Raw genomic sequence first — 25,700 nt, 5'->3', positions numbered from 1 at the left:
CAGCGCCACCGATCCTAGCGGCCCGCTGCGCTCGCCCTTCTCGTGCAAGCCGGCCTCGTTGTAGATTTCGGCCGCCTTCAAGATCGCCTGCACGTCCTTGCGCGTCGTCGGCCGCCATATGCGGCCCTCCGATCGTCCCCGGATATGGCTATGCCGGCGAACTGGCGTCGGGCATCGCTCGGCCGGGGGCATGACCAGGCCAAGCCCGGCCTGTCCCGATCCCCGCCACGCCTCGCGGCGCTCATGGGCGAGCGTGGAGAGCTGCCCGGCGTCTTCCTCGGTGAGCTGGCCAGCGCTGTAGCGCGTCCATACCTCCCGCATGATCTCATCAAGCGCGCTTACGCGCGCGCAGCCGATCGCGGCCGCGATCTGCGTCCTCAACATGCCTGTCATCCTTCCATTTGAAGGACATGACGGCGCGGACGGCAGGCACGACTTCCCTCTTTCCGCAAGAATCAATCTTGCGGATTGGAGTGCTGTAGCGTAGATAAGGGGAGAGCTTTGGCCCCGTCTCTACGGTGTGTCTGACGGCCTACAAAAACGCTCGACCGCGCCAACGGTCGGGCGTTTTGCCGTTATGTCCCTTGCTTCGCTTCGATATAGAACCTCAACGCTTCCTCGATGATCGGCGAGCGCGATGACGCGCCCCGTTCTTCCTTGATCCGGTCAAGTCGCGCGACCAGCTCAACGGGAAGATCGGTGTTTACGAAGGTGCGGCCAGCCTCTCGCAACCTTTGTCGGTGCGCGGCCACGTCCCTCCGAATCCTATCAGAATCGCTTTTCATCGTTACTAGAAAGACCCGAAACCGCCCGATTCTGCAACCCTTTGCGTAAGGGGGCGCGAAAGGCACTACTTCTAGGGCCGGCAACTAAACGTGGTTACGTCAATGCGTATTCACGTTAATGCGTTCTCAAGCGCCCGGTAGAGGGTGGCGCGATGCACATTCAGGAGCCGGGCGACTTCCGCAACCGGCTTTTCCTCGTCCCTGATGAGCTGGCGCGCGTGCGCGATCTGCTCGGCCGACAGGGCAGGGGACGGCCCGAACCGCACGCCTCGGGCTTTCGCCGCGATCCGGCCGGCGCTCGTGCGCTCCACGATCAAGCTGCGCTCGAAATCCGCGATGCCGGCGAACACGGTCAACACCATGCGCCCCGCCGGCGTCGTGGTATCGGCCCACGGCTCGGCCAGCGAACGCAGGCCAGCGCCGGCCTCCTTGATCCGCTCCGCGATCGCCAGAAGGTCGCCGGTCGATCGGGCGAGGCGGTCTAGCCTGGTGATCGTCACCACGTCGCCGGCGCGCAGATGGTCGAGCATCCGCGCCAGCTCGGGCCGGTCCCGCTTCGCCCCGGAAGCCTTTTCCTCGAAGATGCGGACGCAGCCGGCCGCGCCCAGGGCGGCCCGCTGCGCATCGAGGTCCTGGCCGCGAGTCGAAACGCGGGCATAGCCGATGAACACGCGGCCGGCGTCGGAATCTGGTTGGCGGTTCACGGCTTCCCCCTGTCGCAAATCATGTCGCAAGTTTTCTATCACTTGCGACAAAGACATGCGACACGAAAAGCCCTGATTTTCCGGGGGTGGCCGATCTGTTGCAGGTTTTACAATTTGTGCGACAAGGCAATGAAGTTGCCGTATAGTGTCGCTTGACACTATACGATTCGCTTGCTAGTCACGACATATGAGAATCCGAAACGTAGTCCATAAGGGGTTGCGCCGATTCATCGAAGATGATGACGCCACCGGCTTGCAGGCGGCCGTAGTGCCGAAAGTCCGTCGCATCGTCACCTTCCTCCAAGATATGGAGCGGGAGGACGAGCTGCGCACGGTCCCGAGCTGGAAAGCCCATCAGCTTACCGGCGATCGGAAAGGAACCTGGAGCCTGTTCGTCACCAAGAACTGGCGGATCACGTTCCGGATCGACCAAACCGAAATTGAGATCATCGACCTCGACTATGAAGATTACCACTAGGAGATGGCTATGAGTGCGATGCAGGGCATCCGTATGAAAAATCCCGCCCATCCCGGCGGCTTTGTCAAAAGTGAGATCATCGAGCCGCTTGGCCTTTCGGTGACGAGCGCGGCGCAAGTTCTCGGTGTTACGAGGGCAGCGTTGTCGGCCGTGCTGAACGAGCGTGCGCATCTTTCGCCGGAAATGGCGCTCCGGGTCGAAAAGGCTTTCGGCGTGTCGATGGATACGCTCATGCGGATGCAGAACAGCTATGACATTGCCCAGGCCCGCAAACGGGAAGGGGAGATCAATGTCGCACCCTTCAAGGGGAAGCCGCTCGATCCGCAAGCGGCGCTGATCTGAACCGAAAACAATAGGAAACACCGCCGCGCCGAGAAGCGCGGCACAAGGGGCTTGTGCATGAAAAGTTTGCTAGAACAGCTTCCGTCAATCGTCGCGGAAGGAAAAAAAGAAGCCGAGCGCGTCATAGAACGTGCGGAGAGTAACTATCGCCTCGGCCTGCAAACGCGGGAGCTGGTCGCCCCGTCTAAAGATAGCAATTATCAAGACCTATTTCGTGCAAGCTCTAAATCAAGCAACTTAGACGGCATTAATAAACTAATATATGGCGATAATTTACTTGCTATAGCCGCGCTCCTTTCCAATAGCGGAGATAATAAATCAATCCGTGAAAGCGTTGATCTAATCTATATCGACCCTCCTTTTGACAGCAAAATGGATTACCAAACAAAGATCAATATTCTTGGAGGCGACTTTCACCAAAAACCAACTGCTATTGAACAATTTGCTTATTCCGACACATGGCATGAGGGAACAAAATCATATTTGGAATCCTTAACGCCCCTACTCTACCTTCTCAAAGAATGCCTTTCATCGAGCGGAAGCATCTATATACACTTGGGAAAGACCGTTTCTAATTACGTCAAGGTTGTTGCTGACAATATTTTCGGCGCTGACAATTTCCATAATGAAATTACATGGAAAAGATCGCACGCACATGGCGACACCGGGCAGGGCGCAACGCATTTCGGGCGCGTCACAGAGTCAATATTTTTGTATTCCAAGGGGAACCCGATATGGAACCCAGCTTATACGGCCTACACACCCGAAATCCTTGCGCGGGATTATAAATATACGGACGAAGCGACAGGCGAGAAATATCGCCTAATGCCCGTAGACGGGCCGGGCGGGGCCGCAAAAGGCAATCCGTTTTATGAGTTCTTGGGCGTGAAAGGCTATTGGCGCTATTCACAAACAAAAATGCAGGAGCTTTACGACGCGGGAGAAATTGTCCTTTCCTCAACGGGGAAATCGCTTAGTAGAAAGCGATTTCTCAAAGATGCCAAAGGCACACCCGTTACAGAACTATGGGATGACGTGAACCGCATAAGCCCTACGTCCAGAGAGAGATTGAACTATCCTACGCAGAAGCCGGAAGCTCTGCTTGATAGAATTATAAGCACTTCTTCCAATCCCTGCTCACTGGTGTTGGATTGCTTTGCCGGGTCTGGCACGACTGCGGCCGTAGCCGAACGCTTAGGCAGGCAGTGGCTCGCCGTCGATCTCGGCAAGCCCGCCTGCATGGTGACACGCAAGCGCCTAATCGACCAGGACGCCAAGCCGTTCCTATATCAGCACATTGGCGACTACCAAGTTGAGCAAATGCGCTCAACGATGGGAAGCCGCTTCCGCATTGGCGATTTGGCTGAGATCGTCCTTGGCCTCTTTGGCGCTCTGCCGCTGCCCGTTGAAGAAAATCCGAACAAGAACATGGGGCGGATTCAGGGGAGCAAAACGCTTGTCCTTGCGGACAGCCCCAACAAGATGACCGGCCTCGCCACGCTGCGCCGTGCAATCGAAATCCGCGATAACCTCATGGGTGGGTGGGATAAGGTCGTTATCTTGGGGTGGAATTTCTCACCCACGATCGGCCATGACATTGAGGCACTGGGGCAGGGCGACCGGCTAGAAGTGCTGGTGATCCCGCCTGATCTGCTCGACCGGCTGAAAAAGAAGGGCCACAAGCTCAAGGCAGACGAGGTGCGTTTCTCGTCGCTGCAATATCTTAAACTCGGGTCGGTTAATCGTGATCGACAGGGCGATGGGGAGGCACTTTCCGTCTCGATCGCCAACTATGTGCTTCTGTCACCAGAGGCGTTGAATCTCGATGAGGCCAACCGGGAAAAGCTACAAAAAGTCATTAATTCCGACCCGATAGCCCTAATAGAGTATTGGAGCGTCGATCCTGATTATGACGGCGAATTGTTCCGGTCTGTCTGGCAGGACTACCGGGGGAATACAGACAACGACAGTGATCCCTATCGTGTAGTCACCACAGCCCGGCTCACCGGCTTGCCAAAGAAGGAGGGTAAACGGCGCGTCTGCGTGCGGGTCGTTGACGTGTTCGGCTTTGAAGCCGAAGCAACGGTTGAGGTGGCATGATGGCGAGCATCAACGATCTTTCACTTGCCAAGGGGCTGACGGCCAAGGTCGAAGAAGCCTGCGCCGGCCTCGAAACCGGCGAAGCGCCGATCCTAGATCACGTCTCGGAGATCACGGCCGAGCTTTTGAAGTGGTGGTTCCAGACCGAATTTCAGGACGCCCGCACCTTCAATTTCCATCCCGGCCAGCGGCAAGCCCTGCTGAACGTGATCTATGCCCATGAGGTTTTGGGCATTGCGACCCTGCAAGACCTCTACCAGATTGCCGCTCCTGACGTGATGCTGACCAGCACGCGGGAATCCGAGATCATCCGCGCGCCGAAAAACGCCTATCCGAAATACTGCCTGAAAATGGCGACAGGAACGGGAAAGACCTGGGTGCTGCAAGCCCTCATGGTCTGGCAGATTCTCAATGCGAACCGCGCGCCGGATAGCGACCGCTACACTAAAAACTTCCTCGTCGTGGCCCCCGGCCTGATCGTTTACGATCGGCTGCTTGACGCCTTCATGGGGAAGGAACGTGACGGCAAGCGCGATTTCTCGATTTCTGACCTGTCGATATTCCAAGAATTGTTCATTCCCGATTCCTACAGGGATGAGGTTTTCCGCTTCGTGCAAGGGGCAGTCTGCGCAAAGGAAGACATTGGGCGGAAGGTCACGGCTGGCGGCATCATCGCCATTTCCAACTGGCATGTGCTGTCAGAAGAAGGCGAACCGCTTGACGATGAGGAAATCACTGCGCCGGGTGAATCCGCCGACCCGAAAACCGTTGTGCAAAGCATCCTTCCCCTGACGCCTGGCACCAGCCAAGGCAACGATTTGAATGTGCTGAACCGTCGCTATGAGCGCGGCGGCATCCTCTCCTACTTGAAAGACCTGCCCGCGCTCATGGTCTTCAACGACGAGGCGCACCATATCCACGAGTTCAAGCGGGAAGGCGAGGTGACGGAGGTTGAATGGCAAAAGAGCCTCAACCTGATCGCGGAACCCAAGGGCCGCCGCTTCGTCCAGGTGGACTTTTCGGCCACGCCCTATAACGAGGTCGGGACTGGCCGGAACAGCCGGAAATCCTACTTCCCGCACATCGCCGTTGATTTCGACCTGAAGACGGCCATGCGCACCGGCCTGGTCAAATCCCTTGTCCTCGACAAACGCTCCGAAATCGGGGCACTGAGCCATGAGGAACTGGATTTCAAGGCCGATCGGGATGAGAACGGCAACCCGATGCTGTCAGAGGGGCAGCGCATTATGTTGCGCGCCGGCCTGACCAAGCTCCGGAAGCTGGAAGCCGATTTCGCCGCCCTCGATCCGGACAAGCATCCGAAAATGCTGGTGGTCTGCGAAGACACTACGGTTACGCCGCTCGTCGCTGATTTCATGCAGCTCGAAGGGCTTGCCGACGACGAGGTTTTGCGCGTCGATTCCAACCGCAAAGGCGAGCTGAAGCCCGACGAATGGAAGGTGCTACGCGAACGCCTGTTTGACGTGGATCGCCATAAATCCCCGCGTATCATCGTGAGCGTGCTCATGCTGCGCGAGGGGTTCGACGTGAACAACATCTGCGTCATTGTCCCGCTGCGCGCATCAAGCGCCGGCATCCTGCTTGAACAGACGATCGGGCGCGGCCTGCGCCTGATGTGGCGCGGCAATGAATACGACGACATAAAGCGGGAGAACCGCCAGCTCATTCGCGGCGGAAAGACACCCTCCAACATGATCGACATTCTTTCGATCGTGGAGCATCCGGCATTCCAAGGCTTCTATGACGAGCTGATTCAGGAAGGCTTGGCGGCTGAAGCAGATGATGAGGACAACGAGGCAAATGGCAGCTCGACCGGCGACCTGATCTCGGTCGGCCTCCGGCCGGGCTTCGAGGAATATGATTTCGCCATCCCCTTCATTCTGCGGGAACAGGTCGAGGCGTTGGAAGATACCCACATCGACCCTTCGAGCCTCGCGCCGTTCGGATCATTTTCGCTTCAACAGCTCAAGGGGCAGATCGGCCAGGGCGAGAAATTCCATTCCGAAGACGTGCAGGCGAAAACGCGCTTTGGCGACTATCGCGTGCATGGCGGCGTGATGACCGCGACGGGGTATAATGACTACCTAGCCCGGATCACGCGCCGGATCACGGAAGCCGTCACCCTGACGGATACCACAAACAGCTCGAAGGCTTTCGCCAACGCCAGCAAGTTCCCCTACATCCAGATAAACCGGGCCGAGATGGCCGAGGGCATCGACACCTTCATTCGTCGGCACCTGTTCGGCCAGGAGCTAGACCCTCTTACGGATGAGAACTGGCGCGTCCTGCTGATCGACCCGGTGACAGAGCACATTATCAAGGTGTGGGCGCGCGCCATTCTCGAAGCGGAAGACAGCGTGATAGTCGCCAATGCCGAGGTCGCGCATCGGCGTCTTTCGGAAGTGCCCAAGCTCGCCATGCGGGAGGGGTCATCGCTGGCCGTCGAGAAAGCTATCTATCTGCGCCTTCCCTATCCCTCGCGGAATGGCGGCCTTGAACTGGCATTTATGGAAACCTGCGAGCGTGACGCCAGCGTTGAAGCCTTCTGCAAGATCAACGAGCAGAAACACACCTTCGCGCGCCTGCGTTACATCAAGGAAGACGGTCTTCCCGCGTTCTATTCGCCAGACTTCTTCGTGAGGGCTGGCGGCGCGATTTATCTGGTCGAGACAAAGGCACAAGGTCAGCTCACCAGCCCAAACGTGTTGCGTAAGCGCAAAGCCGCCGTTGCATGGTGCGACCGGATCAACGCCCTTCCTCCGGAACAGCGTAGCGATTCCGACTGGCACTATGTCCTTCTCGGGGAAGACACCTTCTATGGCTGGCGCGACAAGGGCGGCTCGATCGCTGATCTTCTCGCCTATGCACGGCTGCGCCCTGTCGAGGACAAGGGCCAGGCTAAGTTCGCCTTCTGAACTTCATGCCGGGGCAAAAACCAATTGCCTCGGCGCTGCCACGGTGAACTTGGAGACGGTATGCGCGATCAATACGCCGGCGATGTCAGTGACGTTCTGAAATTTGCTCTCCTGCGCGCCTGGCGCGCCAGGACAGAACGCTTGGCATCGCATGGTATTACGCGCCGGGCGATGATGGCCGCCCCGATGGCCGGCACCTCGAATGGCGCGGTGAAGCCGCATGGCGGCGGCTCGATGCCGAATTGCACACGGGACTTGCGACACTACCGGAACGCAGCATCGCCGCGCTCGAACGGGCGGCGATCTGGCCGAATGGCGCATTGTTCCATCGTGACCCCATGCCGCTGCGGGCTGATCGAGGCACATGGGGCGCACGCAAGCGGAACGCTCTCGACGGCGCGAACCTCGTTTTTCTTGATCCTGACAATGGCGTTGGAGCGGAATCGGAGAAGCACGCGACCTTCTCGGAAATCCGCCTGCTCCGGAAGCCAGGCCGCGCGATCGTCTTCATCACCTTTCCCGGCCGCAACCTGACGCATGATGCACTATTACAGCAACTCCATGAACGGCTAACCGTCGAATGCGACACCAAAAATGTCGTCACGCTACGCACTAATGTTTCGGTTCCTCGCGCTCCCGGCTCGTCGTCTTATGTGCAGCGTCAACGCTGGTTCACAATCGTCGATCCTGACGCCGAGCTAGAGGCAAGGACGCAAACCTTCTCCGATGCCTTGGCATCTATTCCGCGCGTGCGGGCCAGATTGGACCGCGCCGCATGAGCGTTTCAGAGGACATTCGGGCGCTGGCCCGAGAAGGGCTTGCGACGGCCGAAATAGCGCGTCGGTTGGGGATTCGCTATCAGCACGCCTATAATGTTCTGAAAGCCGGTGAGGCGCTTCCCACGCCGTCAAATAGGGTATCTGAAGCCGGCCTGCCGCCACCTCAAGAAAAACCGCCGCTGCCAGTCGATACGCTGATTACAGGCGGATTCACGTTTTCCGGCCGGTGGGTATTGTCCGCGAGAAATGACCTGGTGCTTGACCAGCCCTTATCGAAAGGGGTTGGAGTCTATGCTTTTGTGAAAGACGGCTTCGCCCTCTATGTCGGCGTAGCGACTATGGGCTTGCCAAAAGGCTATATTTTTACGGGAAGCCCGGCGTTTCGCAGCGCACCAGTCTGCGCCTAAACGGCATCATCAAAAATGAGCTGCTGACCACGTCCGCGATCGACATATACATTGCCGAGCCGCCCGATCTCGAATGGAATGGCCTGCCGGTCCACGGAAGCGCCGGCCTTGAGCTTGGCCTCATCAAGAAATTTTCTTTGCCCTGGAACATGCGAAGCGCCGGATGAAAAACGCCGGTCATTCCGGCGCTGGCACGGTGATGGTGCATTTCTGATCTTTCCCCGACTGCCTGGCTTTCTCCAAGCACGCGGAAATCTCGCCGCCGCTGGCATCATAGAACCCGGCACCCCATTCCATCTTCTTGACGCCCTGCGGATCGACGGAATTGATCATGGCATAGGCCGCGTTGATGCGATCCTGCCCCATGACGAAGCTGGCAACACGGCTATCGACTGAGAAGGGCAGGAAGCGCGGCAACAGCAAAATCAGGAATATGCCGACGAACACCCCGACCAGGCCGGCCATCCACATACGAAAATCCTGGTCCTTCCGGTGAAACGCGCTTTTGTTGTGAGAGGCGAGAACGGCGCTGATGCGCTCGAGGTCAGACGCCTGCCGCTCGAGCTTCTGCACGGCGGCCCGCACCAGGCTCTCGCCGCTGCGCTCGAGCGCCGCCGCATAGTGCTGCGCGCCTTGCCGGAGAATGGGCGACTGCTCGACACCGTGCAGACGCTCCCCGACGCCGGCGAGCTGCTGGACGAGCTGGGCGAGTTCGGGCTTGTAGTCCTGCGGCGGCCCGATCTTGTCGAGCTGGTCGAAGGCCGCTTCCAGCCCGCGCCGCATAACGGTCATTTCCGCGCCGATCTGCGCGCCCTGCGTCTCGATCGTGCGGCGCAGCGCATCGAACGCGGCTGCCGGGTCGCCGGCGTCTTGGTCCTGCATATCCTGTTCGATGGCTTCCCTGTCGTCGTCCAGCTCCGTCATGAACTCCCTTTCTACATTCCCATGCCGATGCCCCGGTTGAGGCGCTGGCTACGTGACATTTCTTCCTGAAGGGCGCGGGCCACGCTCTGTTCCGGGCGCATCTCCTGCCGGATAGGCCCCATCGGAAGGTTTCTTCGTAGAACCACGCTAAGGAAGAACGAAGCATAAACATGGCTTATGGTGTGGTGTTTCTGATCACCTTGTAAGCTGTTGATCTGCCTATGCCGAGGTGTTTTGCGGCCTGGGCGACGGATTTTCCGGCGCTGACGAGATCTTGAAGGGCTGAGATTGTCTCGGGCTGCAATGGCGGCCGCCCCGGGGTGCGGCCATGCTTTCGAGCGTTGATCAGGCCGTCTTTGGTGCGCTCTGAGATCAGGCGGCGCTCGAAATGCGCAATGGCCCCGAAGACGTGGAATACGAGTTCGCCAGCGGCGGATGTCGTGTCGATCCGCTCCTCAAGGCTGATCAGATTGATCTCTCTGGCCTTGAGGTCATCGACGGATTCCAGAAGCTCTTTGAGCGAGCGGCCCAAGCGATCTAGGCGGATGACAGCGAGAGTATCGTTGGGCCTGGCCTGATCAAGCAAGGCCGCCAGACCGGGCCGGTTGAACGTCTTGCCGGAGATCACGTCTTCGAACACGCGAATGGCACCGTGTTGCAGCAGTCGGTCTTTTTGGCCGGACAGGTCTTGGTCGGCGGTTGAGACCCTTGCGTATCCGAGGATGTCGCCGGTGCGTGGCATGGTGTCTCCAAAACGACCGTTTTGTAGCCTGACTTCACGTGATCGCTGTGATCCTGAATTGGCGCAGCAAATCTGTCTTTTTATTGGTCTCTATAATATTCGAGGTCTTCAAACTGGCTCTGTTGCAAAGATTGGCGGCAGTCAGAGGTAGGCTGTCGCTCTGCGCCGATCAGGCGGCTGCTGCGAAATGGTGGTTGAGCATGCCCATGGCCTCCGTCAGCGCCGAGGGCCCAATGCCAAAAGCTCTCTCCACAAGGCGCACCTCGCCCCTGATGCCGGGCTGCAGGCACCAGGGGCGAGCCTGTCCTTTGCGCAGGGCTCGCATGACTTCGAATCCCTTGATCGTGGCATAGGCCGTGGGGATCGATTTGAAACCGCGCACCGGCTTGATCAGTATCTTGAGCTTTCCGTGATCGGCCTCGATCACGTTATTGAGATACTTCACCTGCCGGTGGGCCGTCTCCCGGTCCAGCTTTCCTTCGCGCTTCAATTCGGTGATCGCTGCACCATAGCTCGGCGCTTTGTCGGTATTGAGCGTGGCAGGCTTTTCCCAGTGCTTCAGGCCTCGCAGGGCCTTGCCCAGGAACCGCTTCGCTGCCTTGGCGCTGCGGGTCGGCGACAGGTAGAAATCGATCGTGTCGCCCCGCTTGTCGACTGCCCGGTACAGGTAGGTCCACTTGCCCCGCACCTTGACGTAGGTTTCATCCAGGCGCCAGCTCGGATCAAAGCCACGCCGCCAGAACCAGCGCAGCCGCTTCTCCATCTCCGGGGCGTAGCACTGGACCCAGCGATAGATCGTCGTATGGTCGACCGAAATGCCGCGTTCCGCCAGCATTTCCTCAAGGTCGCGATAGCTGATCGGATAGCGACAATACCAGCGCACCGCCCACAGGATCACATCACCCTGGAAATGGCGCCACTTGAAATCCGTCATCGTTCCGTCCGTCCAATCTCCGCCAAGCATGCTCAAGCTTCACGATTTTTGCAACAGAGCCGTCTACAGCAAGGCGCGTATTCCCGCCCCTTACGCTCTGGCGAGGTCGCATGTGCTGCTGGGCGATGACCTGACGGCCAACCTGCTCAGCCTGGAGGAGCTGATCCGTCAGGCACCCGCCCGACCCGTGGTGCTGGAACTGGATGCCGCGGATGAGATGCTGTTCGCCATCGCCCGCACCAGCGTCGCCACCCATGGCCCCCGCGCGGGAACTGCCGCTCAGGCGGCGGCTGTCTGACCCCTTTCATGGACCCAAATACCAGGAGTGTCCGATATGACCACCCAGGGTAAAACCGCACGGCTTGCTGTCGCAGGTCTTGGCGCAATCTGGCTGCTGGCCATGCCCGCCATTGCGCAGGAGGCCGCTGAGGCCGCACCGCCGGATCTGGCCGAAACGCTGGACCAGCGCCGCAGCTTTGCCAGCGGCGAGGACACCTGGAACAAGGTCTGCGCCCGCTGTCACACCGTGGATGGCGAGGCCGATGCCCGGAGCGTCGGTCCTGACCTGTCGCCGAATGAATATGACGCCGACACTTTGCGCTTCTTCATCCGCAACGGCCATCTGGCGATGCCGGCCTTCCCCGGCTCGGCCCTTGATGATGCCACGATCGACGATCTGGCGGCTTATATCGCCACCAACGTCCATAAAGGGGAATAATCATGTCCGAGCGTGAATTCGAAGTCCTTCCCGAAGGCATCAGCGCCGAAACCTTCGCCAAGGCGGTGGCCGAGTTCGAGGCGGTGCTGGGCGCAGGCAACGTCATCTCGGACGAGGAGCGGCTGACCCCCTATTTCAAGACCATGATGCCGGTCGACGACGATCTCTACAAAACCTCTTGCGTGATCCAGGCCACCACGGTCGTGCAGGTGCAGGCGGTCGTAAAGATCTGCAACACCTACGAAATCCCCGTCTGGACCATCTCGACCGGGCGAAACTTTGGTTACGGCACCGCGGCCCCGGCCAAGCGCGGCACGGTGGTGCTGGACCTGAAGCATATGAACAAGATCATCGCGGTTGACCGCGATCTGGGCACCGCATTGGTGGAACCCGGCGTGACCTACCAGCAGCTCTTCGACTATCTGCAGGAAAACGACCTGCCTTTCTATCTGTCCTGCCCGGCGCCTTCGGCAATTGCCGGTCCGGTCGGCAACACCATGGATCGTGGCGTCGGCTACACCCCCTATGGCGAGCATTTCATGATGCAATGCGGCATGGAGGTGGTGCTGGCCAATGGCGAGGTGCTGCGCACCGGCATGGGCGGTGTCGAGGGCAACTCGGCATGGCAGGTGTTCAAATGGGGCTATGGACCATATCTCGACGGTATCTTCACCCAGTCGAATTTCGGCATCTGCACCAAGATGGGCTTCTGGCTGATGCCTAAGCCGCCGGTCTACAAGCCGTTCTGCGTCATCTACGACAATGAGGAAGACATCTCCGAGATCGTCGACCTGTTCCGCCCGCTGCGGCTGAACGGCATCATCCCGAACTCGGTCGTCTATGCCTCGACCATCTATGAGGCTGCGGCCATCATCTCGCGCCGCAAGTATTTCGACGGCGAGGGCTTTACCCCGCATGAGGTCATCCAAGAGATCCGCGAGAAGGAAGGCATTGGCGCCTGGAACGTCTATGCCGCGCTTTACGGCACCAAGGAGCAGGTCGAGGTCAACTGGAACATCGTCAAGGCGACGATCGAGGGTCACGGCAAGGGCCGGATCATCACCGAGGAAGAGGCCGGCGGCAAGCAGCCCTTCCAGTATCGTGCCGATCTGATGCGCGGCAATATGACCATGCAGGAATTCGGCCTCTATCGCTGGCGGGATGATCGGGGTGCCGGTGGCGGCTCGATGTGGTTCGCGCCGGTGACGGTGAACAAGGGTTCGGAAACCCTCGACCAGACCCGGCTCGCGACCGAGATCCTCAACAAGCACGGCTTCGACTATGCCGGCGAATATATCGTCGGCATGCGCGACCTGCACCACATCATCGACGTGCTATTCGACAAGTCGGATGAAGAGGAGACCCAGCGCGCCTATGAATGTTTCGACGAGCTGCTGACCGAATTCGCCAAGCGTGGCTATGCGGTCTATCGGGTCAACAATGCCTTCATGGACAAGGTCGCCGACATCTATGGCGAGACCCAGCGCGAGATCAACCGCACGCTGAAGCGGGCGCTGGACCCCAAGGGCATCCTCGCCCCCGGCAAATCCGGCATCACCATCTGATCACGGCAGAAACCGGCCCCGCGGGTTGCGATCCGCGGGGCACCAGAAATCAGCAGGACGGCGCCAGGTGTCACGAGGCTGTATCTCGTCATTCCTGCGCCGAGGGGGTAAGACTACTTGGCCGCAATGATGACAGCGGTTCTCGGAAACTTTACACCCGGTGAGGTGTGGCAGGCGCTCCTAATTCCCGGCGCAAAATGGCAACATGCCCACCAGTAGCGCCTGGGCGCGCTCGTAGAGCCGCGCATCCGTCGGATGGGCAATATTCTTTTCGATCACAGTTGTATCGACGGCGACGGTCGTGTCGCGAAGTTGGTGGAAATTCGAGGGTGGCGCAATCTCCGGATGAGCTGACACCCACCCAAACGGCGGCAGGAACCGCCAGGGAGATCACGCCATGAACCAGATTACCGACAGTGCGAGCTTTGCGCTACTGGCCGGGGAGGCCGGGTTCGAGGAGGAGTTGGCCAGCTTTCTCGGCCGCCTTCGCTACGACCGTGGCGATGGTCCCGCGAACGGCTATCGCCACGGGCATCGTGAGCGCTAGATCACCGGCACCTTCGGAACGGAAACGGTGCGGGTGCCGCGCGCGCGGATTGAAGACGACACAGGCAAGGTGACGGAATGGCGGTCGAAGGCACTGCGCCGTTATCAGCGGCTGACGAAGAAGGCCGAGGCTCTGATCGCCGCAGTCTACCTTTCCGGCACCAACACGCGGCGCGTCAAGCGGGCGCTTTTCGGGCCATTCGAGGGGGCCGTGAGCAAGGATGTAGTCAGCCGCGCCAGGCAAGGTCAAGGTCGACTGGGACGCCTGGTGTGCCCGCAGTCTGGCCGATGAGGACATCGTCCGCCTGATCCTCGATGGCACCGTAATCAAGATGCGGCTGGACCGGAAGGCCACGAATATCTCGGTGTTGGCCGCCATCGGCGTGCGGCGGGACGGGCAGAAGGTGCTGTTGTCCATCAGGAATATGGCGGAGAAAGCACCGCGGCCTGAATCGACCTGAATTCGTGACCGTCGACGGCGCCCCGGTATCATGGCAGGGAGGTTTTTATTGATCTCTATGGTTGCCTGTGACACCGGCCGCCCGGCGTGAATTTCACCGGCCTTTGTGCCTGATCTGCGATAGTCTCTAGACCCGGTTGGAGATGGCGCCGGTCAGGTTCAGCAGGACTTCAAGCTGACGGGGGGTGGGTTCTGCTGAAAGGCGTCACGACACGAAAGTGTTGGATCTGTCCGACTTTTGAGAACGTATGGTGATCACGCTGCGAGGATAGATGTTTCGCGCCGCAATGGCCTGAGATCAACGCCGTCTGTTGGGGTCCAGATGTAATCGCCGGTGAGACTGATGTGCTGCCAGCCGAGTGGGGTAATGTGTTTGATGATGTCAAGCGGCGTGGGAATGCCATCTCGGTTGAGCTCGGCGAACGCCGGTTCGAGATAGAGTGTGTTCCAGTAGACGATGGCGTTGATTAGCAGGTTCAGTCCAGATGCTCGGTAGAACTGGCTCTCGAAAGTCCGGTCGCGCAATTCTCCGAGGCGATTGAAGAACAGTGCGCGGGCCAAGGTGTTCTGGGATTCGCTCTTGTTGAGGCCGACCGTCGCGTTCCTGCGCATTTCGGGGTTCTGCCACCACTGGGGCAGAAAGATGGACCGATTGATGCGACCGAGATCGCGTAGCGCCAACGCCAGTCCGTTCTGGCGTGGGAATGCGGACAGCTTTGCCAACACCGTCGAAGGCCGAACCTGCCCGGAACGGATCGTCGTGACCAGCCGCAGGATGTCGTTCCAGTTTGCCTTGATCCGCTCGACGTTGATGTGCTCGCCAACGAGCGGCGCCAGGTTTTCGGGAGGCGCGTCGCCCGGGAAGAGATAGAGCTTGCGATCCTTGAGACCGCGCAGCCGAGGCACAATCTGGAAACCAACGAGATGGCAAAGGGCGAAGCTCATATCGCTTACCCCGCCGGTATCGACATAGTGGGTTTCGATGGCGAGATCGCTGCCATGATAGAGCAGTCCATCGAGGACATAGATGGCTTCGCTCGCATTGGCATTCATGGCGATGATGTAGAAAGCGCCGTACTGGTCAGAGGTGAACCGGTAGAATTTGGCGCCGGGGTTGGGACCATAGCGGCCGTTGAGGTCGCCGATCGCCTCGGCGTGTCCGCCCGCCGGAAAATACTGGCCATCGGAGGATGACGTTGTTCCATCGCCCCACAAGCTTGCCAGAGGCAATTGCCTCTGGGCGTTGACGAGAATGGCGTGCGCGGCCGTGTAACCTTCCTCGCGAATATGCCAGTCGTGCGCCCAGGCGAGTTGGCGCATCGTAATGCCGGGGGAAACGTCCGCCATTCTCGTGAGACCGAGATTGATGCCGTCCGCCAGGATGGCGGTGAGGAGCGCAAGCTTGTTGTCGGCCGTCCGACCGCTGCGCAAATGGGTAAAGGCGTTCGAAAATTCCGTTCGGGCGTCAACCTCGAGCAAAAGGTCAGTGATGCGGATCGCAGGCAGACGGCTTTCCACCTTTAGAACTGGGAAGTGATGCTACTGAAACGCTAGCACGGCCTACCAGCAAGACTTATCTGGGAACGCATTCGTTTCCTCTTCGACAATAGGCTGACCCCGCCCGCTCTTTCAGTATAGAGCCGTTGGGACGGGCGGGCCGAATCACCGCGCTACATCCCATGATCAATGCCCCTGTCGCGGTGCCTTACCGCCGCGCCTGCCAACAGGATCGCGCGGTCGCCGATACGGTCAGCCAGATAGCCCGCCGGCAGCGGCTCGGACGAATCAGTTCCTGCCCTGCTCATTTCCGGCCTCAGCAACCGCCCTTTGTAGCCGTTGCACCTCCTGTACGGTCATTTCTTCCGGGCGGAACGCGGCACGAACGGCCTTCGTGCCGCCGCACCGAGGGCAGAGCAGCTCGCCCAGCCCAAACCGCGTGACCGACATTCAAACCGCGCCGTGCCCTACTGCCCTGGCGCTGGCACGGTGACGGCGCACCGCTGCTCCTGCCCGGTCTGCTGCATGTCTGTGACGCACTTTTCCAGTGCCTCGCTGTTGTTCGCAAAGACCCACTCGGCCCAGACCATGCGCTGAAAGCGCACCGGGTCGCCGGCCTGGATCATGGCGCGGCCGGCGCTGGCGCGATCACCTCCCATGACAAGGCCGGCAACATGGCTGTCGGCAGAGAAGGGCAGGAAGCGCGGCAACAGCAGAATCAGCAAGATGCCGACGAACACCCCGGCAAGGCCAGCGATCCCCATGCGCAAATCCTGTCTTTTCCGGTCAAGGGCGCTTTTCGTGTGGGCGGCGAGCTGGGCAGAAAGACTCCGGCCGGCGCGCTCGAGGTCGGATGCCTGGCGTTCAAGCTGCTGCGCGGCGGTGCGTATGAGGCTTTCGCCGCTGCGCTCGAGGACGGCCGCATAGTGCTGCGCCCCCTGCCGGAGAATGGGCGACTGCTCGACGCCGTGCAGCCGCTCCGCGACAACGCCGAGCTGCTGCACGAGCCGGGCGAGCTGGGGCTTGTAATCCTGCGCCGGCTCGATCTTTTCGAGCTGGTCGAAAGCCGCTTCCAGCCCGCGCCGCATGACGGTCATTTCCGCGCTGATCTGCGCGCCCTGCGTCTCGACCGTGCGCCGGAGCGCATCGAAGGCGGCAGCCGGGTCGCCGGCGTCCTCGTCCCGTGCTTGCCGCGCGATGCCTTCCCTGTCGTCGTCCAGTTCCGCCATGATCTTCCTGCCTACAGTCCCAAATCGATGCCCCGGCCAAGCCGGTGGCCGCGTGTCATGTCCTCTTGCAGCGCGCGGGCAACGCTCTGGCCCTGGCGCAGATCCTGCCCGATCCCAAGCTCCCGGCTGCGATCCCGCACGATGGCTTCCGCCTGCGGGTCGCGTTCCAGGCCTTTGGCAAGGCCGCTCATTTGGCTTTCGACCTTGGCGCGGGCCTCATCGTGCTGCCAGCCACGAAGCTCCCGGCGCTGGCTCTGTAGCTCCTGCCAGCGGTCAACGAACCGCTCGGCCCTGACATTGGGGTCTTGCAGGGCGGCGTTTTCGCGCTTCATCCCCTCGATGACCTGGGCGACACGCTCCCGCCCGGAAAGCTCGGTCATGGCGCGCACTGTGCCCGGATCGTTTTGCAGGGTCGAGCGCATCAGGTCTTTCAGACCGCCGCGCACCTGGTCGAGTTGCTGGCCGGCATCGCGCATGTCCTGCCGCTGCATGTCGAGGACAGGCAGGTTCTCGCGTCGGTGCTGGTCGATCGACTGCCAGGCCCGCGCATAGCGGTCAACCGCCGCCTCAAGCGGCGACTGCCCCCGCACCCGCTCGGCCAGCCGGTCGGGCGCCGGCCGCGCCCCCTCCCTTTCCGGCCGCTGACTGCGTTCCTGCGTCAGCGCGGAACGGGCATTGAGCTTGAGGCCATCGAACATGCCGCGCCGGCGCGGGGCAGGCATCGTAGGCTGGCCCTCACCCCGGTCATTGCCCGGATCGGTGTCAGAAGCCGCACGAAGATCCTGCGCGAGATCTTCGCGGACCTTTTGCGTGGAATCCGGCGTGCGCTCCCGCTCGGCCGTTGCCTCCCGCTCCGCATGGTGCCCGGCGCGCTCGGCCGGAACCTCGATCTCGCTGCGGATGCCCATGCGCTCCGCGATCCCCCGTCTTTCCGCAAACTGGCGCTCGGCAAAGTCGCGGGTATAGTCGAGCGTGGTTTCCTTCACGCCCGACCGGGACAGGCGGCGCTCCAGCTGGTCATAGGCCAGATCGCCGGCATCCCGAACCTTCCAGGTGTTGCGCTGCGTCTCGGTGCCATCCGGCAAGGTGACAAGGGTAGAGCCTTCATGCTGTAGGCCGATCTTCTCCCCGATCTCCGGTGCGGCCTCGGTCATGGCGCGTTCTAGGTCCACGCCCCATGTGGTGCGCCGCTCGCCCTTGTCGTTTTCCAGCGTCACAAAATAGCTGTCGGACTTCTGCGGGTCATGCTCATAGGGCGCGGCCCCATGCTCGACCAGCCGGCCGGCATTGGTGAACTCGTCCTGTGCCGCGTAGAGCTGCACGCCGTCGCGATGCCGGGTCATGGCGACATAGGTGAGATGCCGGTCCATCGTCCCCGACGCCAGCACATAGGACCGATCGACCGTCGCGCCCTGGTTTTTGTGAATCGTCGTCGCATAGCCGTGGTCGATCGCCTGGTAGTCGTCCATCGGCACGGAAACGCTGCCGCCCCGGCCATCCAGCTGAGCGACGATCCTGCCCGGCTCGACACGCTCGACCGTGCCTAGCATCCCGTTTTTCACGCCAAGGTCTCGGTTGTTCTCCAGAAACACGATGCGGTCGCCCGGCGCGAACTCCCGCTTGCCGTCATGGGTCTGGAAGGTCAGCGCGCCGGCGTCCGAGCTCACGGCGGGCACGTTGCCCCGGGCCAGCGCGCCCCGATCCTGTAGCTCGGTCCTGATCGCGTCATTGATGGCGCGCACATCGGCACGGCGATGCGCCATCGCAACCCGGGTGCCGTCCGGGCGCTCGTCACGGTCGGCAAGGTAATCGCGCACGATCTTGCCGCGCGCGTCCTCGCCTGTCTCGGCAAAGCTGATATTGCCGCGATCCCGATAGGCGGCCAGCCCCTCGGCCGTCCGGTGCGTGGCGAAGTCAACGGACGCCTCCCGCTGCCAGTCCACGCGCTGCCGGCGTATCTCGGAAAGCGCGGCATGGCCGATTGCCTCGGTGATCGCCCGAAACGGCGCGCCGGCCCCGATCGCCTGGAGCTGCTCGTGATCGCCCACAAGGACGATCTTCGCCCCGCGCGCCTCGACCTCGCCAACGAAGCGGGCGAGCTGTCGGCTTCCGACCATGCCCGCCTCGTCGATCACGAAGACGTCGCCGCGGCCGATCTGATTGCGCTCGTTCTGCCAACTCCGATCCCAGGACGCGAGGGTGCGGCTCTGGATGCCGGAACTTTCCTCCAAGCCCTCGGCCGCCTTCCCCGACAGGGCCGCGCCGTGGACCTGATAGCCCTCGGCCTCCCACGCCTCGCGCGCGGCCGCGAGCATGGTGGACTTGCCAGCGCCGGCATAACCGACAACGGCCGCGATCCGCTCCGGCCCGGCGATATGCTCGATCGCCCGGCGCTGCTCATCGGACAGTCGGGCGGAAGCATCGCCGGCGCTGCGCTGAATGGCGGCGTCCTGCCGCTCTATGGCGCGCTCGACATGCCGGCGATCGACGCCATGATGATCGCTCAGCCCGCGGCTGTGCGCGGCGTGCATCCGCTGCGCGATCTCGATCATGCCGGCCTCGATCTCGACCATGTCGCGGCTCGAATACCGCGCAAGCTCGATCTCGCCCGTCACCGGGTCCGTGCGTTCAGGCTGCAACTCCACAAGCGCCGACGAGGCCATCACCTTGGCGAACGCGCTTTGGAACTCCTGCACATCGTCGTTGATATACCGATGCAGCGCCCGCGCCACGTCGCGCCGGTCGAACACACTCTTTTCCCCGGTGATGAGGGTTAGAACCTGCTCGGGCTTCTCCCGAATCAGCTCGGCATTGCGCCGGGCCGCATCCTCGTCCAGCCGCGACCGCGACACGTCGAGGCCGCGCCGCTCCATCTGCGAGGCATGGACACCCATATGCTCGGTCGGCGCGATCTCTAGCCCGCGCTCCATATGCGAACGATGGTCGATCCGAATATCTAGCCCGGCCATCGCAAGGCGCTCGTTGGCGATTCCCTCCCATCGCTGGCGAAGGTCACGAAGCTGCATGTCGGTCGTCGGCAGGTCGTGCGCCAGCAGCCATTTGTTTTCGCGCTCAAGATAGGTCTTGTCGCCTAGCCCGTCCTCCGTCACCTGCCGCGTGGTCATAAGAATATGCGCATGGTGATTGCGAACGTCGCTTGCCTCATGCGGCGCATGAATGGCGAAGTCCACGGCCGCGCCGTAGCGGTCGGCCAGCTCCTGCGCCATCTCTCTCGCCGCCTCTAGCCGTTGCTCGGCCGAAAGCTCATGCGGCAAGGCAACCTCGAACTCCCGCGCAACGCGGGCGTCCTTCCGCTTCTCGGCAAACTCGGCGGCGTTCCACAAGTCCGACCGATCCCGCGCCCAATCGGCGTTGACGTCTTCCGGCAAGACGATCTCCGCATGTTCGACGCCCTGCTTTGCCGTGTAGTCATGCGTGATCCCGTCGCGCGCGTTGGTCAGCTTCTCCCCGGCACGATAAGCCATTGAAGCGACAGCGCTACGGCCCTTCGCCCGCGAAATTGGCTTCATGCTCAAATGGTAGATCGCCAACGCAACCTGCTCCGTTCCCGTTCTGCCTATCCCGCCAGCCGTTAAGCTCGCAGCGCGCTGAGTTACGCAGTAACTCGTAAGTGCGCCCTTCTCAACTCAATCGCTACGCTCTTTCGCCGATCGGTGTGGCGCTCGCGGCAAGGTCGATGCAATGAATTGAGGCCGGATTGTGATGCAAAACCGCTGAAAACTCAAGCGTAACAGGCAAACGCTGGAAAAGACGGTCGGGAATGATAGTCTAGGCGAACAACCGGAAAAGGAGATTTGAGGAATGGCGCGCAAAACGATCGAACAACGCTTGGCCGAACTGGATGCGCAGCGCGCCACGCTCAAGGCCCGACTGTCGAAGCAGGAACGCGCCAACGACACGCGCCGCAAGGTGCTGCTCGGCGCGCTCGTCCTGCATCGCCTCGAACACGGCAAGGATGAGGAATTTTCCCGGCGCTTGGGCGAATGGCTCAAGCGTGAGCTGCCCGACTTCCTGACGCGCCCCGGTGACAAGGAACTGTTTGTCGACCTGATCGGCAACGCGCCGGCCGGGGAGACGACAGGCAGCGCCGGGGGGACGGCCGCATGAGTCAGGCGAGACTTGCATGGGGTGCGTTCAAGAACATGATGCGGCAGGCCGCGCGTGATCCGCTATGGGCGTTCGTCGCTCTGCTCGCCGCACCTTTCCGCATCTGGAAACCGCTTCTCGGACTTCTGTTCCTCCTTGTTATCGTCCTGTTCGTCGTCGGCTTCGGTGGCCGCTTCGCTCTCGAACAAATCGGCTTTCGCGTCGGCTCGGTTCCGGTTCTCCTGCTCGATCTCGTCACGCTGCTGGTGCTGCTGGCGCTCGCCTTCCGCTTCCTCACCAATCCGTTGATTATCCATTTCGGGGATATGGACGGCGAAACCCACGGCTCGGCCCGCTTCGCCACCGACAAGGAAACCGCCGCCATTGCCCGCACCGATTCCGGCCTGCTGATCGGCCGCGACGGCAAGACCGGAAAGCTCCTGCGCTATGACGGCCCGGCCCATCTGCTGACGATGGCACCGACGCGCACCGGCAAGGGGGTGGGAACCATCATCCCTAACCTGCTCACCGCCGACCGGTCCGTGATCTGCATCGACCCCAAGGGCGAAAATGCAAAAATCGCCGGACGCGCCCGCCAGCAATTCGGCCCGGTTCACGTCCTCGACCCCTTCGGCGTCACCGGCCAGCCCTCGGCCGCCTTCAATCCGCTCGACACGCTCGACCCGGCCGGCCTCGATGTCGCGGAAGACGCCAGCACCCTTGCCGACGCCCTCGTGTTCGATGAACCGGGCATGGCCGGCGAGGCGCATTGGAACGAGGAAGCCAAGGCGCTGATCGCCGGTCTGATCCTGAAGATTGCCGCCCACGAATCCAGCGGCCGGCTCAATCTCGCCACCCTGCGCGAATATCTTACCCTCCCCCCGGAACAGTTCGCCGCTCTGCTCAAGCGGATGCAGGAAACCGACGAAGCGGCCGGCCTGATCGCGCGCGCCGCCAATCGCCACCTCGGCAAATCCGATCGGGAGGCCGCCGGCGTCCTCTCGGCCGCGCAGCGCCATACCCATTTTCTCGACAGCCCGCGCATGACCGCCGTACTCGGCCGATCTGACTTCCGCTTTGCCGATCTCAAGCGCCGCAACGTCTCGGTGTTCCTCGTCCTGCCGCCCGATCGCCTGTCCACCTATTCCCGCTGGCTGCGCCTGCTCGTCTCGCAAAGCCTGATCGACATGGCCCGCGATCCGGCGAAACCCGCCGTGCCGGTCCTCTATCTGCTCGATGAGTTCGCCGCCCTCGGCCATCTGGCCCCCGTCGAGCGCGCAATGGGCCTCATGGCCGGCTACGGCGTCCAGCTCTGGCCCATCCTGCAGGACGTTCACCAGCTCCGCGCCACCTACGGCCAACGCGCCGGCACCTTCCTGTCAAACGCCGGCGTCCTGCAGGTGTTCGGCGTCAACGATCACGACAGCGCCCGGCTTGTCTCCGATCTGCTCGGGCAGGAAACCGTTGTGTTCCAGACCATGAGCCGCGCGCTCGATTCCGACAAATCCGGGATTTCCTACGGCGAGCAACACACGGCCCGCCCGCTGCTGACCCCTGATGAGGTCCGCAACCTGCCGCAGCATGTCGAATTGCTGTTCCTCGCCGGGCAACGGCCGATCGTCGCCGGAAAGCTCGCCTACTATGCCGATCCCGAGTTTCGGGGCCTGTATGACGCTGCCTGACGTGACAGGAAGCGGACCCGGCGCTTTGCGCCGGGACTTTGTTACGAACGGCCCTCCGGCTCTCTACGGCGCTATTGGGGAGCGCGTTCGCCTCCGTGCCGGCGCGGCTTGCGCCGCGATCCACCGCCGACCTGGTGCAAGCTCTATTCAGGGAAACGCCCGGCCGCGACGACAGCCCCCCGGCCGGCCCGCTCTCATCATCTAGGGCCGTAGGGACGGCCGGGGGGGCGGGCCACACACGCAAGCATTAGCGTATTTAGCTATTTACGTATCAACGTGCATAAGGCTCGATCGGCGGCAATCCGTGCTGTGCCAGAACCGCCGAAAGCCCGGCCTCGGCCATCGCCTGAATTGTCGTCCCCTCTGCATCCGCGAGCTGGCGAAGGCGCTGCCAGTCCGATCGCCGGACCTTGACCGTAAGCGCGACAGTCTCGCCCCCTCCCCTCTTTCGCCTCGGCGTCGGGATTTCCACGGCCGGGCGATCGTCCTCGATCGCTGCAAGGCTGGTGGCCTCCGCGCCGGCCTTCGGGCGGGTGAAGGCCGCGAGGCCGGTTGCTTTCTTTGCCATAGGTTTCGCTCCTTCAATACGCGCTTACGTATTCAGCTATTTACGTTCTAACGTGCTTTTAATCCACGCCCACAAAGCCCGGATTTCCTCCGCTGCTTTCCCTTCGGCCTCGAACTCCGTCACGGCGCTGCCAGTCGTGACGGCGCGGGCGAACGCGCGCCGGTCGGTAATCTCGCCGGGAACGATCGGCAGTCCGTAGGCTTCCAGCGCCGCGCGCGTCTCCCCGATCTCGGGCGCACGGAAGGGGCAGGCAGACAGGACGAACGCGCCGCGCACCTTCGCGGCCGCCACGATCTCGACGGCGGCCGGGACCGCAGCGAGGTCAAACGCGGACGGTCGGACCGGAATCAAGACCAGCTCCGACCTTCGGGCGATCTGGCCGGCCGCCGGGGCGGCATGGGGCGGGGCGTCCACTACGGCCAAGGTCATGCCCTCGCCCTCGGCCGCCCTAAGCGCGGCGTCCAGCTCCCCGGCCTGCGCCGTGGCCACGATCGGCGTTCCGGCTTCCCGCGCGCTCGCCCATGCGGTCGCGCTCTCCTGTGGGTCCGCGTCGATGACGCAAACCCGTTCGCCGGTCGCCTCGGCCGCCACGGCGGTATGAACCGAAAGCGTGGTTTTTCCGCTCCCGCCCTTCTGGCTCAAAAACGCAATGACGTTCATGCGTCAATCCTTCTTTGCGTGAATACGTATTAAAACATATAGCTAAGGACGTTACTACGTCTTTAAGCTAGTGCGGCCATTCCTCGGCCAGCCAGTCGCGCGACGTGTGGATGACGCGCACGATCACGACGCTTTCCCGGCCCCCCACGTCCCGCAGCTCATAGGCGATGATGTAGGGATGCCGGGCGAGGGACTTTTCATAGGTTCCGCTCACCCGCCCCGGCCGGCCGGTCGCAAATTCGCCGAGCTTGTTCCCGGCGTCCTCGATCGCGTCCACGACCCGTTCGGCAGCGAATGGGTTGTCCTCTGCGATATAGCGCAGGATTTCGAGGTTATCCCGCTGCGCCTCAATCGACCAGACAACCGGCCTCATCCGCGCGCGGCTTTCCGGCGCTTCGCTTCCTCGATAACCTCACGCATTTCCGCGACGGCCTGCGCATGGGGGATCACTCGGCCGGCCGCCGCATCAGCCATGCCGCGCTTGATACCGTCGATGATTTCAAGCTCGCGATCGACATAGGCGGCGACGGCCTCGCCGGCGAGGAAGGATTTGCTTCGCTGCGTGTCGTTCGCGATCCGGTCGAGCTTTTCTTTCACATCGGGCCTAACCCGAATCGTCATGGTGGTGCTGGCGGTCATGGAAACGCCTCCGTGTGTTGAATTGTGTACACTCTAGCACGTTTTCCCGGCCGCCGCCATCGCCTTCTAACAGGGTAATACGTTTACACGTTAATACGTATTAACGTAAATAATTAAGCGCCGACCTTGTCCCTCACTCCCTCTCGAATGCCCATAGGACGCTGGCCGCAGGCGCGAACGGTGCGGTTTGGGCGGTGATGGTGCCGCTTTCCGATCCGCCCTATAAGCGAATCGGAACCGCCGCAGGGCCGCGAAAGCGGCCCGAACAGCGGCGACCGCTTATGTTTTCCCTCTTAGATAAAGATCAGATGGGGATTCAGTCTGGTTATCGGACTCACGTTTCATGAAGCTTTTCGCCATGCGCACAAGGGCCTGTCCTAGCGGGCTATCGCCGGCGTCGATCTGCGTTCGCTCATCGAGGGGCAGGGTGGTCTTGTAGGCGTCGATTGCCTCGCTCCAAGCCCGCTGATCCTGTCCATGATCGGCGGGCGGGGGAGGGGCCTTGCCGAACCGTCCAAGGAACTGCCGGGCCTTCTCCGGCAGGGACAGGCGATAGGCGTTGCTGGCCTGCTGCACCTGTGGGCCGCGCCCTTCGTTCCCGGTCGGCTCATAGCGCCGCAGCCAGTCAATGAAGCCATGCGCCCGCAGGTTCTTCAGCGCCCGCACGATCGTATCGCGCGACCGGCCTAGCCGATCCATAATCGTGGTGATTGACGGCTCAAGCCGGCCGGTGCGGAAGTCGATGAGATTGACGAACAGCCGCAGCACGTCCAGCGCCACCGATCCTAGCGGCCCGCTGCGCTCGCCCTTCTCGTGCAAGCCGGCCTCGTTGTAGATTTCGGCCGCCTTCAAGATCGCCTGCACGTCCTTGCGCGTCGTCGGCCGCCATATGCGGCCC

General features: G+C 61.6%; 24 protein-coding genes and 3 pseudogenes. 12 read left to right on the top strand and 15 right to left on the bottom strand.

Translation table 11 applies throughout. The annotated features are described in order from the left end of the window. From J9800_RS21925 to J9800_RS21915, 3 genes and pseudogenes are all read right to left on the bottom strand, one after another. Positions 1-384 (bottom strand): annotated as a pseudogene (locus tag J9800_RS21925) (helix-turn-helix domain-containing protein); the annotation flags it as partial. Between the two features lie 191 nt (positions 385-575). Then, positions 576-752, bottom strand: coding sequence for a CopG family ribbon-helix-helix protein (locus J9800_RS21920; RefSeq protein ID WP_240579517.1), 177 nt, complete (start codon positions 750-752; stop codon positions 576-578). A gap of 143 nt (positions 753-895) precedes the next feature. Beyond that, positions 896-1,456, bottom strand: coding sequence for a recombinase family protein (locus J9800_RS21915; RefSeq protein WP_210845950.1), 561 nt, complete (start codon positions 1,454-1,456; stop codon positions 896-898). A 220-nt stretch (positions 1,457-1,676) separates the two neighbouring features. Between J9800_RS21915 and J9800_RS21910 the strand changes: the two genes are divergently transcribed. The 6 genes from J9800_RS21910 (at position 1,677) to J9800_RS21885 (ending at position 8,531) form a co-directional block, all read left to right on the top strand. Next, positions 1,677-1,967: a type II toxin-antitoxin system RelE/ParE family toxin gene (locus tag J9800_RS21910; protein ID WP_025091540.1), complete on the top strand. Its 291-nt coding sequence runs from the start codon at positions 1,677-1,679 to the stop codon at positions 1,965-1,967. A gap of 9 nt (positions 1,968-1,976) precedes the next feature. After that, on the top strand, positions 1,977-2,309 hold the full coding sequence (locus tag J9800_RS21905) for a HigA family addiction module antitoxin (protein WP_030092363.1): 333 nt from the start codon (positions 1,977-1,979) through the stop codon (positions 2,307-2,309). A 57-nt stretch (positions 2,310-2,366) separates the two neighbouring features. Then, positions 2,367-4,409 carry a site-specific DNA-methyltransferase gene (locus J9800_RS21900; RefSeq protein ID WP_210845947.1) on the top strand — a complete coding sequence of 681 codons (2,043 nt, stop codon included), beginning with the start codon at positions 2,367-2,369 and terminating at the stop codon, positions 4,407-4,409. Beyond that, positions 4,406-7,345, top strand: a complete 2,940-nt coding sequence (locus J9800_RS21895) for a DEAD/DEAH box helicase family protein (protein WP_286191854.1) — start codon at positions 4,406-4,408, stop codon at positions 7,343-7,345. Before J9800_RS21900 ends, J9800_RS21895 begins: the two co-directional genes overlap by 4 nt. 242 nt (positions 7,346-7,587) lie before the next feature. Beyond that, positions 7,588-8,124, top strand: a complete 537-nt coding sequence (locus J9800_RS21890) for a hypothetical protein (protein WP_210845946.1) — start codon at positions 7,588-7,590, stop codon at positions 8,122-8,124. After that, positions 8,121-8,531 carry a hypothetical protein gene (locus tag J9800_RS21885; RefSeq protein WP_286191853.1) on the top strand — a complete coding sequence of 137 codons (411 nt, stop codon included), beginning with the start codon at positions 8,121-8,123 and terminating at the stop codon, positions 8,529-8,531. Before J9800_RS21890 ends, J9800_RS21885 begins: the two co-directional genes overlap by 4 nt. 177 nt (positions 8,532-8,708) lie before the next feature. On the opposite strand, the gene J9800_RS21880 is transcribed toward J9800_RS21885, so the two are convergent. The 3 genes from J9800_RS21880 to J9800_RS21870 form a co-directional block, all read right to left on the bottom strand. After that, entirely contained in the window at positions 8,709-9,455 is a 747-nt protein-coding gene (locus tag J9800_RS21880) for a DUF6118 family protein (RefSeq protein ID WP_210845945.1), read from the bottom strand. A gap of 175 nt (positions 9,456-9,630) precedes the next feature. Continuing rightward, a complete protein-coding gene (locus tag J9800_RS21875) occupies positions 9,631-10,197 on the bottom strand; it encodes a recombinase family protein (protein ID WP_028094410.1) in 567 nt (188 codons plus the stop codon). 169 nt (positions 10,198-10,366) lie between these two features. After that, complete coding sequence (locus J9800_RS21870) at positions 10,367-11,131, bottom strand: IS6-like element IS6100 family transposase (RefSeq protein WP_001389365.1); 765 nt, start codon at positions 11,129-11,131, stop codon at positions 10,367-10,369. On the opposite strand from J9800_RS21870, the gene J9800_RS21865 reads away from it, so the two are divergent. From J9800_RS21865 to J9800_RS21850, 4 genes and pseudogenes are all read left to right on the top strand, one after another. Then, positions 11,118-11,429, top strand: coding sequence for a hypothetical protein (locus tag J9800_RS21865; protein WP_210845944.1), 312 nt, complete (start codon positions 11,118-11,120; stop codon positions 11,427-11,429). The genes J9800_RS21870 and J9800_RS21865 overlap by 14 nt on opposite strands. 36 nt (positions 11,430-11,465) lie before the next feature. Then, entirely contained in the window at positions 11,466-11,849 is a 384-nt protein-coding gene (locus J9800_RS21860) for a c-type cytochrome (protein WP_210845943.1), read from the top strand. Between the two features lie 2 nt (positions 11,850-11,851). Beyond that, positions 11,852-13,414, top strand: a complete 1,563-nt coding sequence (locus J9800_RS21855) for an FAD-binding oxidoreductase (protein WP_210845942.1) — start codon at positions 11,852-11,854, stop codon at positions 13,412-13,414. 397 nt (positions 13,415-13,811) lie between these two features. Further along, positions 13,812-14,446: pseudogene (locus J9800_RS21850) on the top strand (transposase); the annotation flags it as partial. Positions 14,447-14,675: 229 nt separating this feature from the next. Here J9800_RS21850 and J9800_RS21845 read toward each other — a convergent pair. The 4 genes and pseudogenes from J9800_RS21845 to traA form a co-directional block, all read right to left on the bottom strand. Then, positions 14,676-15,941, bottom strand: a pseudogene (locus tag J9800_RS21845) (Tn3 family transposase); the annotation flags it as partial. A 149-nt stretch (positions 15,942-16,090) separates the two neighbouring features. Continuing rightward, positions 16,091-16,225: a hypothetical protein gene (locus J9800_RS22165; protein ID WP_286191850.1), complete on the bottom strand. Its 135-nt coding sequence runs from the start codon at positions 16,223-16,225 to the stop codon at positions 16,091-16,093. 159 nt (positions 16,226-16,384) lie between these two features. After that, positions 16,385-17,146, bottom strand: a complete 762-nt coding sequence (locus J9800_RS21840) for a DUF6118 family protein (protein ID WP_210845941.1) — start codon at positions 17,144-17,146, stop codon at positions 16,385-16,387. An 11-nt stretch (positions 17,147-17,157) separates the two neighbouring features. Then, complete coding sequence (traA, locus tag J9800_RS21835; RefSeq protein ID WP_210845940.1) at positions 17,158-20,697, bottom strand: Ti-type conjugative transfer relaxase TraA; 3,540 nt, start codon at positions 20,695-20,697, stop codon at positions 17,158-17,160. Positions 20,698-20,968: 271 nt separating this feature from the next. On the opposite strand from traA, the gene J9800_RS21830 reads away from it, so the two are divergent. Both J9800_RS21830 and J9800_RS21825 read left to right on the top strand, forming a co-directional pair. Beyond that, the gene (locus tag J9800_RS21830) at positions 20,969-21,274 is read left to right on the top strand and encodes a mobilization protein (protein ID WP_210845939.1); all 306 of its coding nucleotides are present in this window, start codon (positions 20,969-20,971) and stop codon (positions 21,272-21,274) included. Beyond that, positions 21,271-22,935, top strand: coding sequence for a type IV secretory system conjugative DNA transfer family protein (locus tag J9800_RS21825; protein ID WP_210845938.1), 1,665 nt, complete (start codon positions 21,271-21,273; stop codon positions 22,933-22,935). Before J9800_RS21830 ends, J9800_RS21825 begins: the two co-directional genes overlap by 4 nt. A 271-nt stretch (positions 22,936-23,206) precedes the next feature. Here the strand turns inward: J9800_RS21825 and J9800_RS21820 are convergent, their stop codons facing one another. The 5 genes from J9800_RS21820 to J9800_RS21800 form a co-directional block, all read right to left on the bottom strand. Further along, positions 23,207-23,503: a hypothetical protein gene (locus J9800_RS21820; RefSeq protein WP_006473490.1), complete on the bottom strand. Its 297-nt coding sequence runs from the start codon at positions 23,501-23,503 to the stop codon at positions 23,207-23,209. A 36-nt stretch (positions 23,504-23,539) separates the two neighbouring features. Further along, positions 23,540-24,163: a ParA family partition ATPase gene (parA, locus tag J9800_RS21815; protein ID WP_210845937.1), complete on the bottom strand. Its 624-nt coding sequence runs from the start codon at positions 24,161-24,163 to the stop codon at positions 23,540-23,542. Between the two features lie 67 nt (positions 24,164-24,230). After that, positions 24,231-24,536, bottom strand: coding sequence for a type II toxin-antitoxin system RelE/ParE family toxin (locus J9800_RS21810; RefSeq protein ID WP_210845936.1), 306 nt, complete (start codon positions 24,534-24,536; stop codon positions 24,231-24,233). Next, a complete protein-coding gene (locus J9800_RS21805) occupies positions 24,533-24,802 on the bottom strand; it encodes a CopG family ribbon-helix-helix protein (protein ID WP_006473479.1) in 270 nt (89 codons plus the stop codon). Before J9800_RS21805 ends, J9800_RS21810 begins: the two co-directional genes overlap by 4 nt. A 279-nt stretch (positions 24,803-25,081) precedes the next feature. Next, a partial coding sequence (locus J9800_RS21800) for a helix-turn-helix domain-containing protein (protein ID WP_210845935.1) occupies positions 25,082-25,700 on the bottom strand: 619 nt, incomplete at its 5' end.

This window comes from Ochrobactrum sp. AP1BH01-1 (assembly GCF_018066705.1).
In the GTDB taxonomy this organism is placed as follows: domain Bacteria; phylum Pseudomonadota; class Alphaproteobacteria; order Rhizobiales; family Rhizobiaceae; genus Brucella.
The sequence above is the reverse complement of the archived record's forward strand: the minus strand, read 5'-3'. Positions and strand labels throughout refer to the sequence as shown.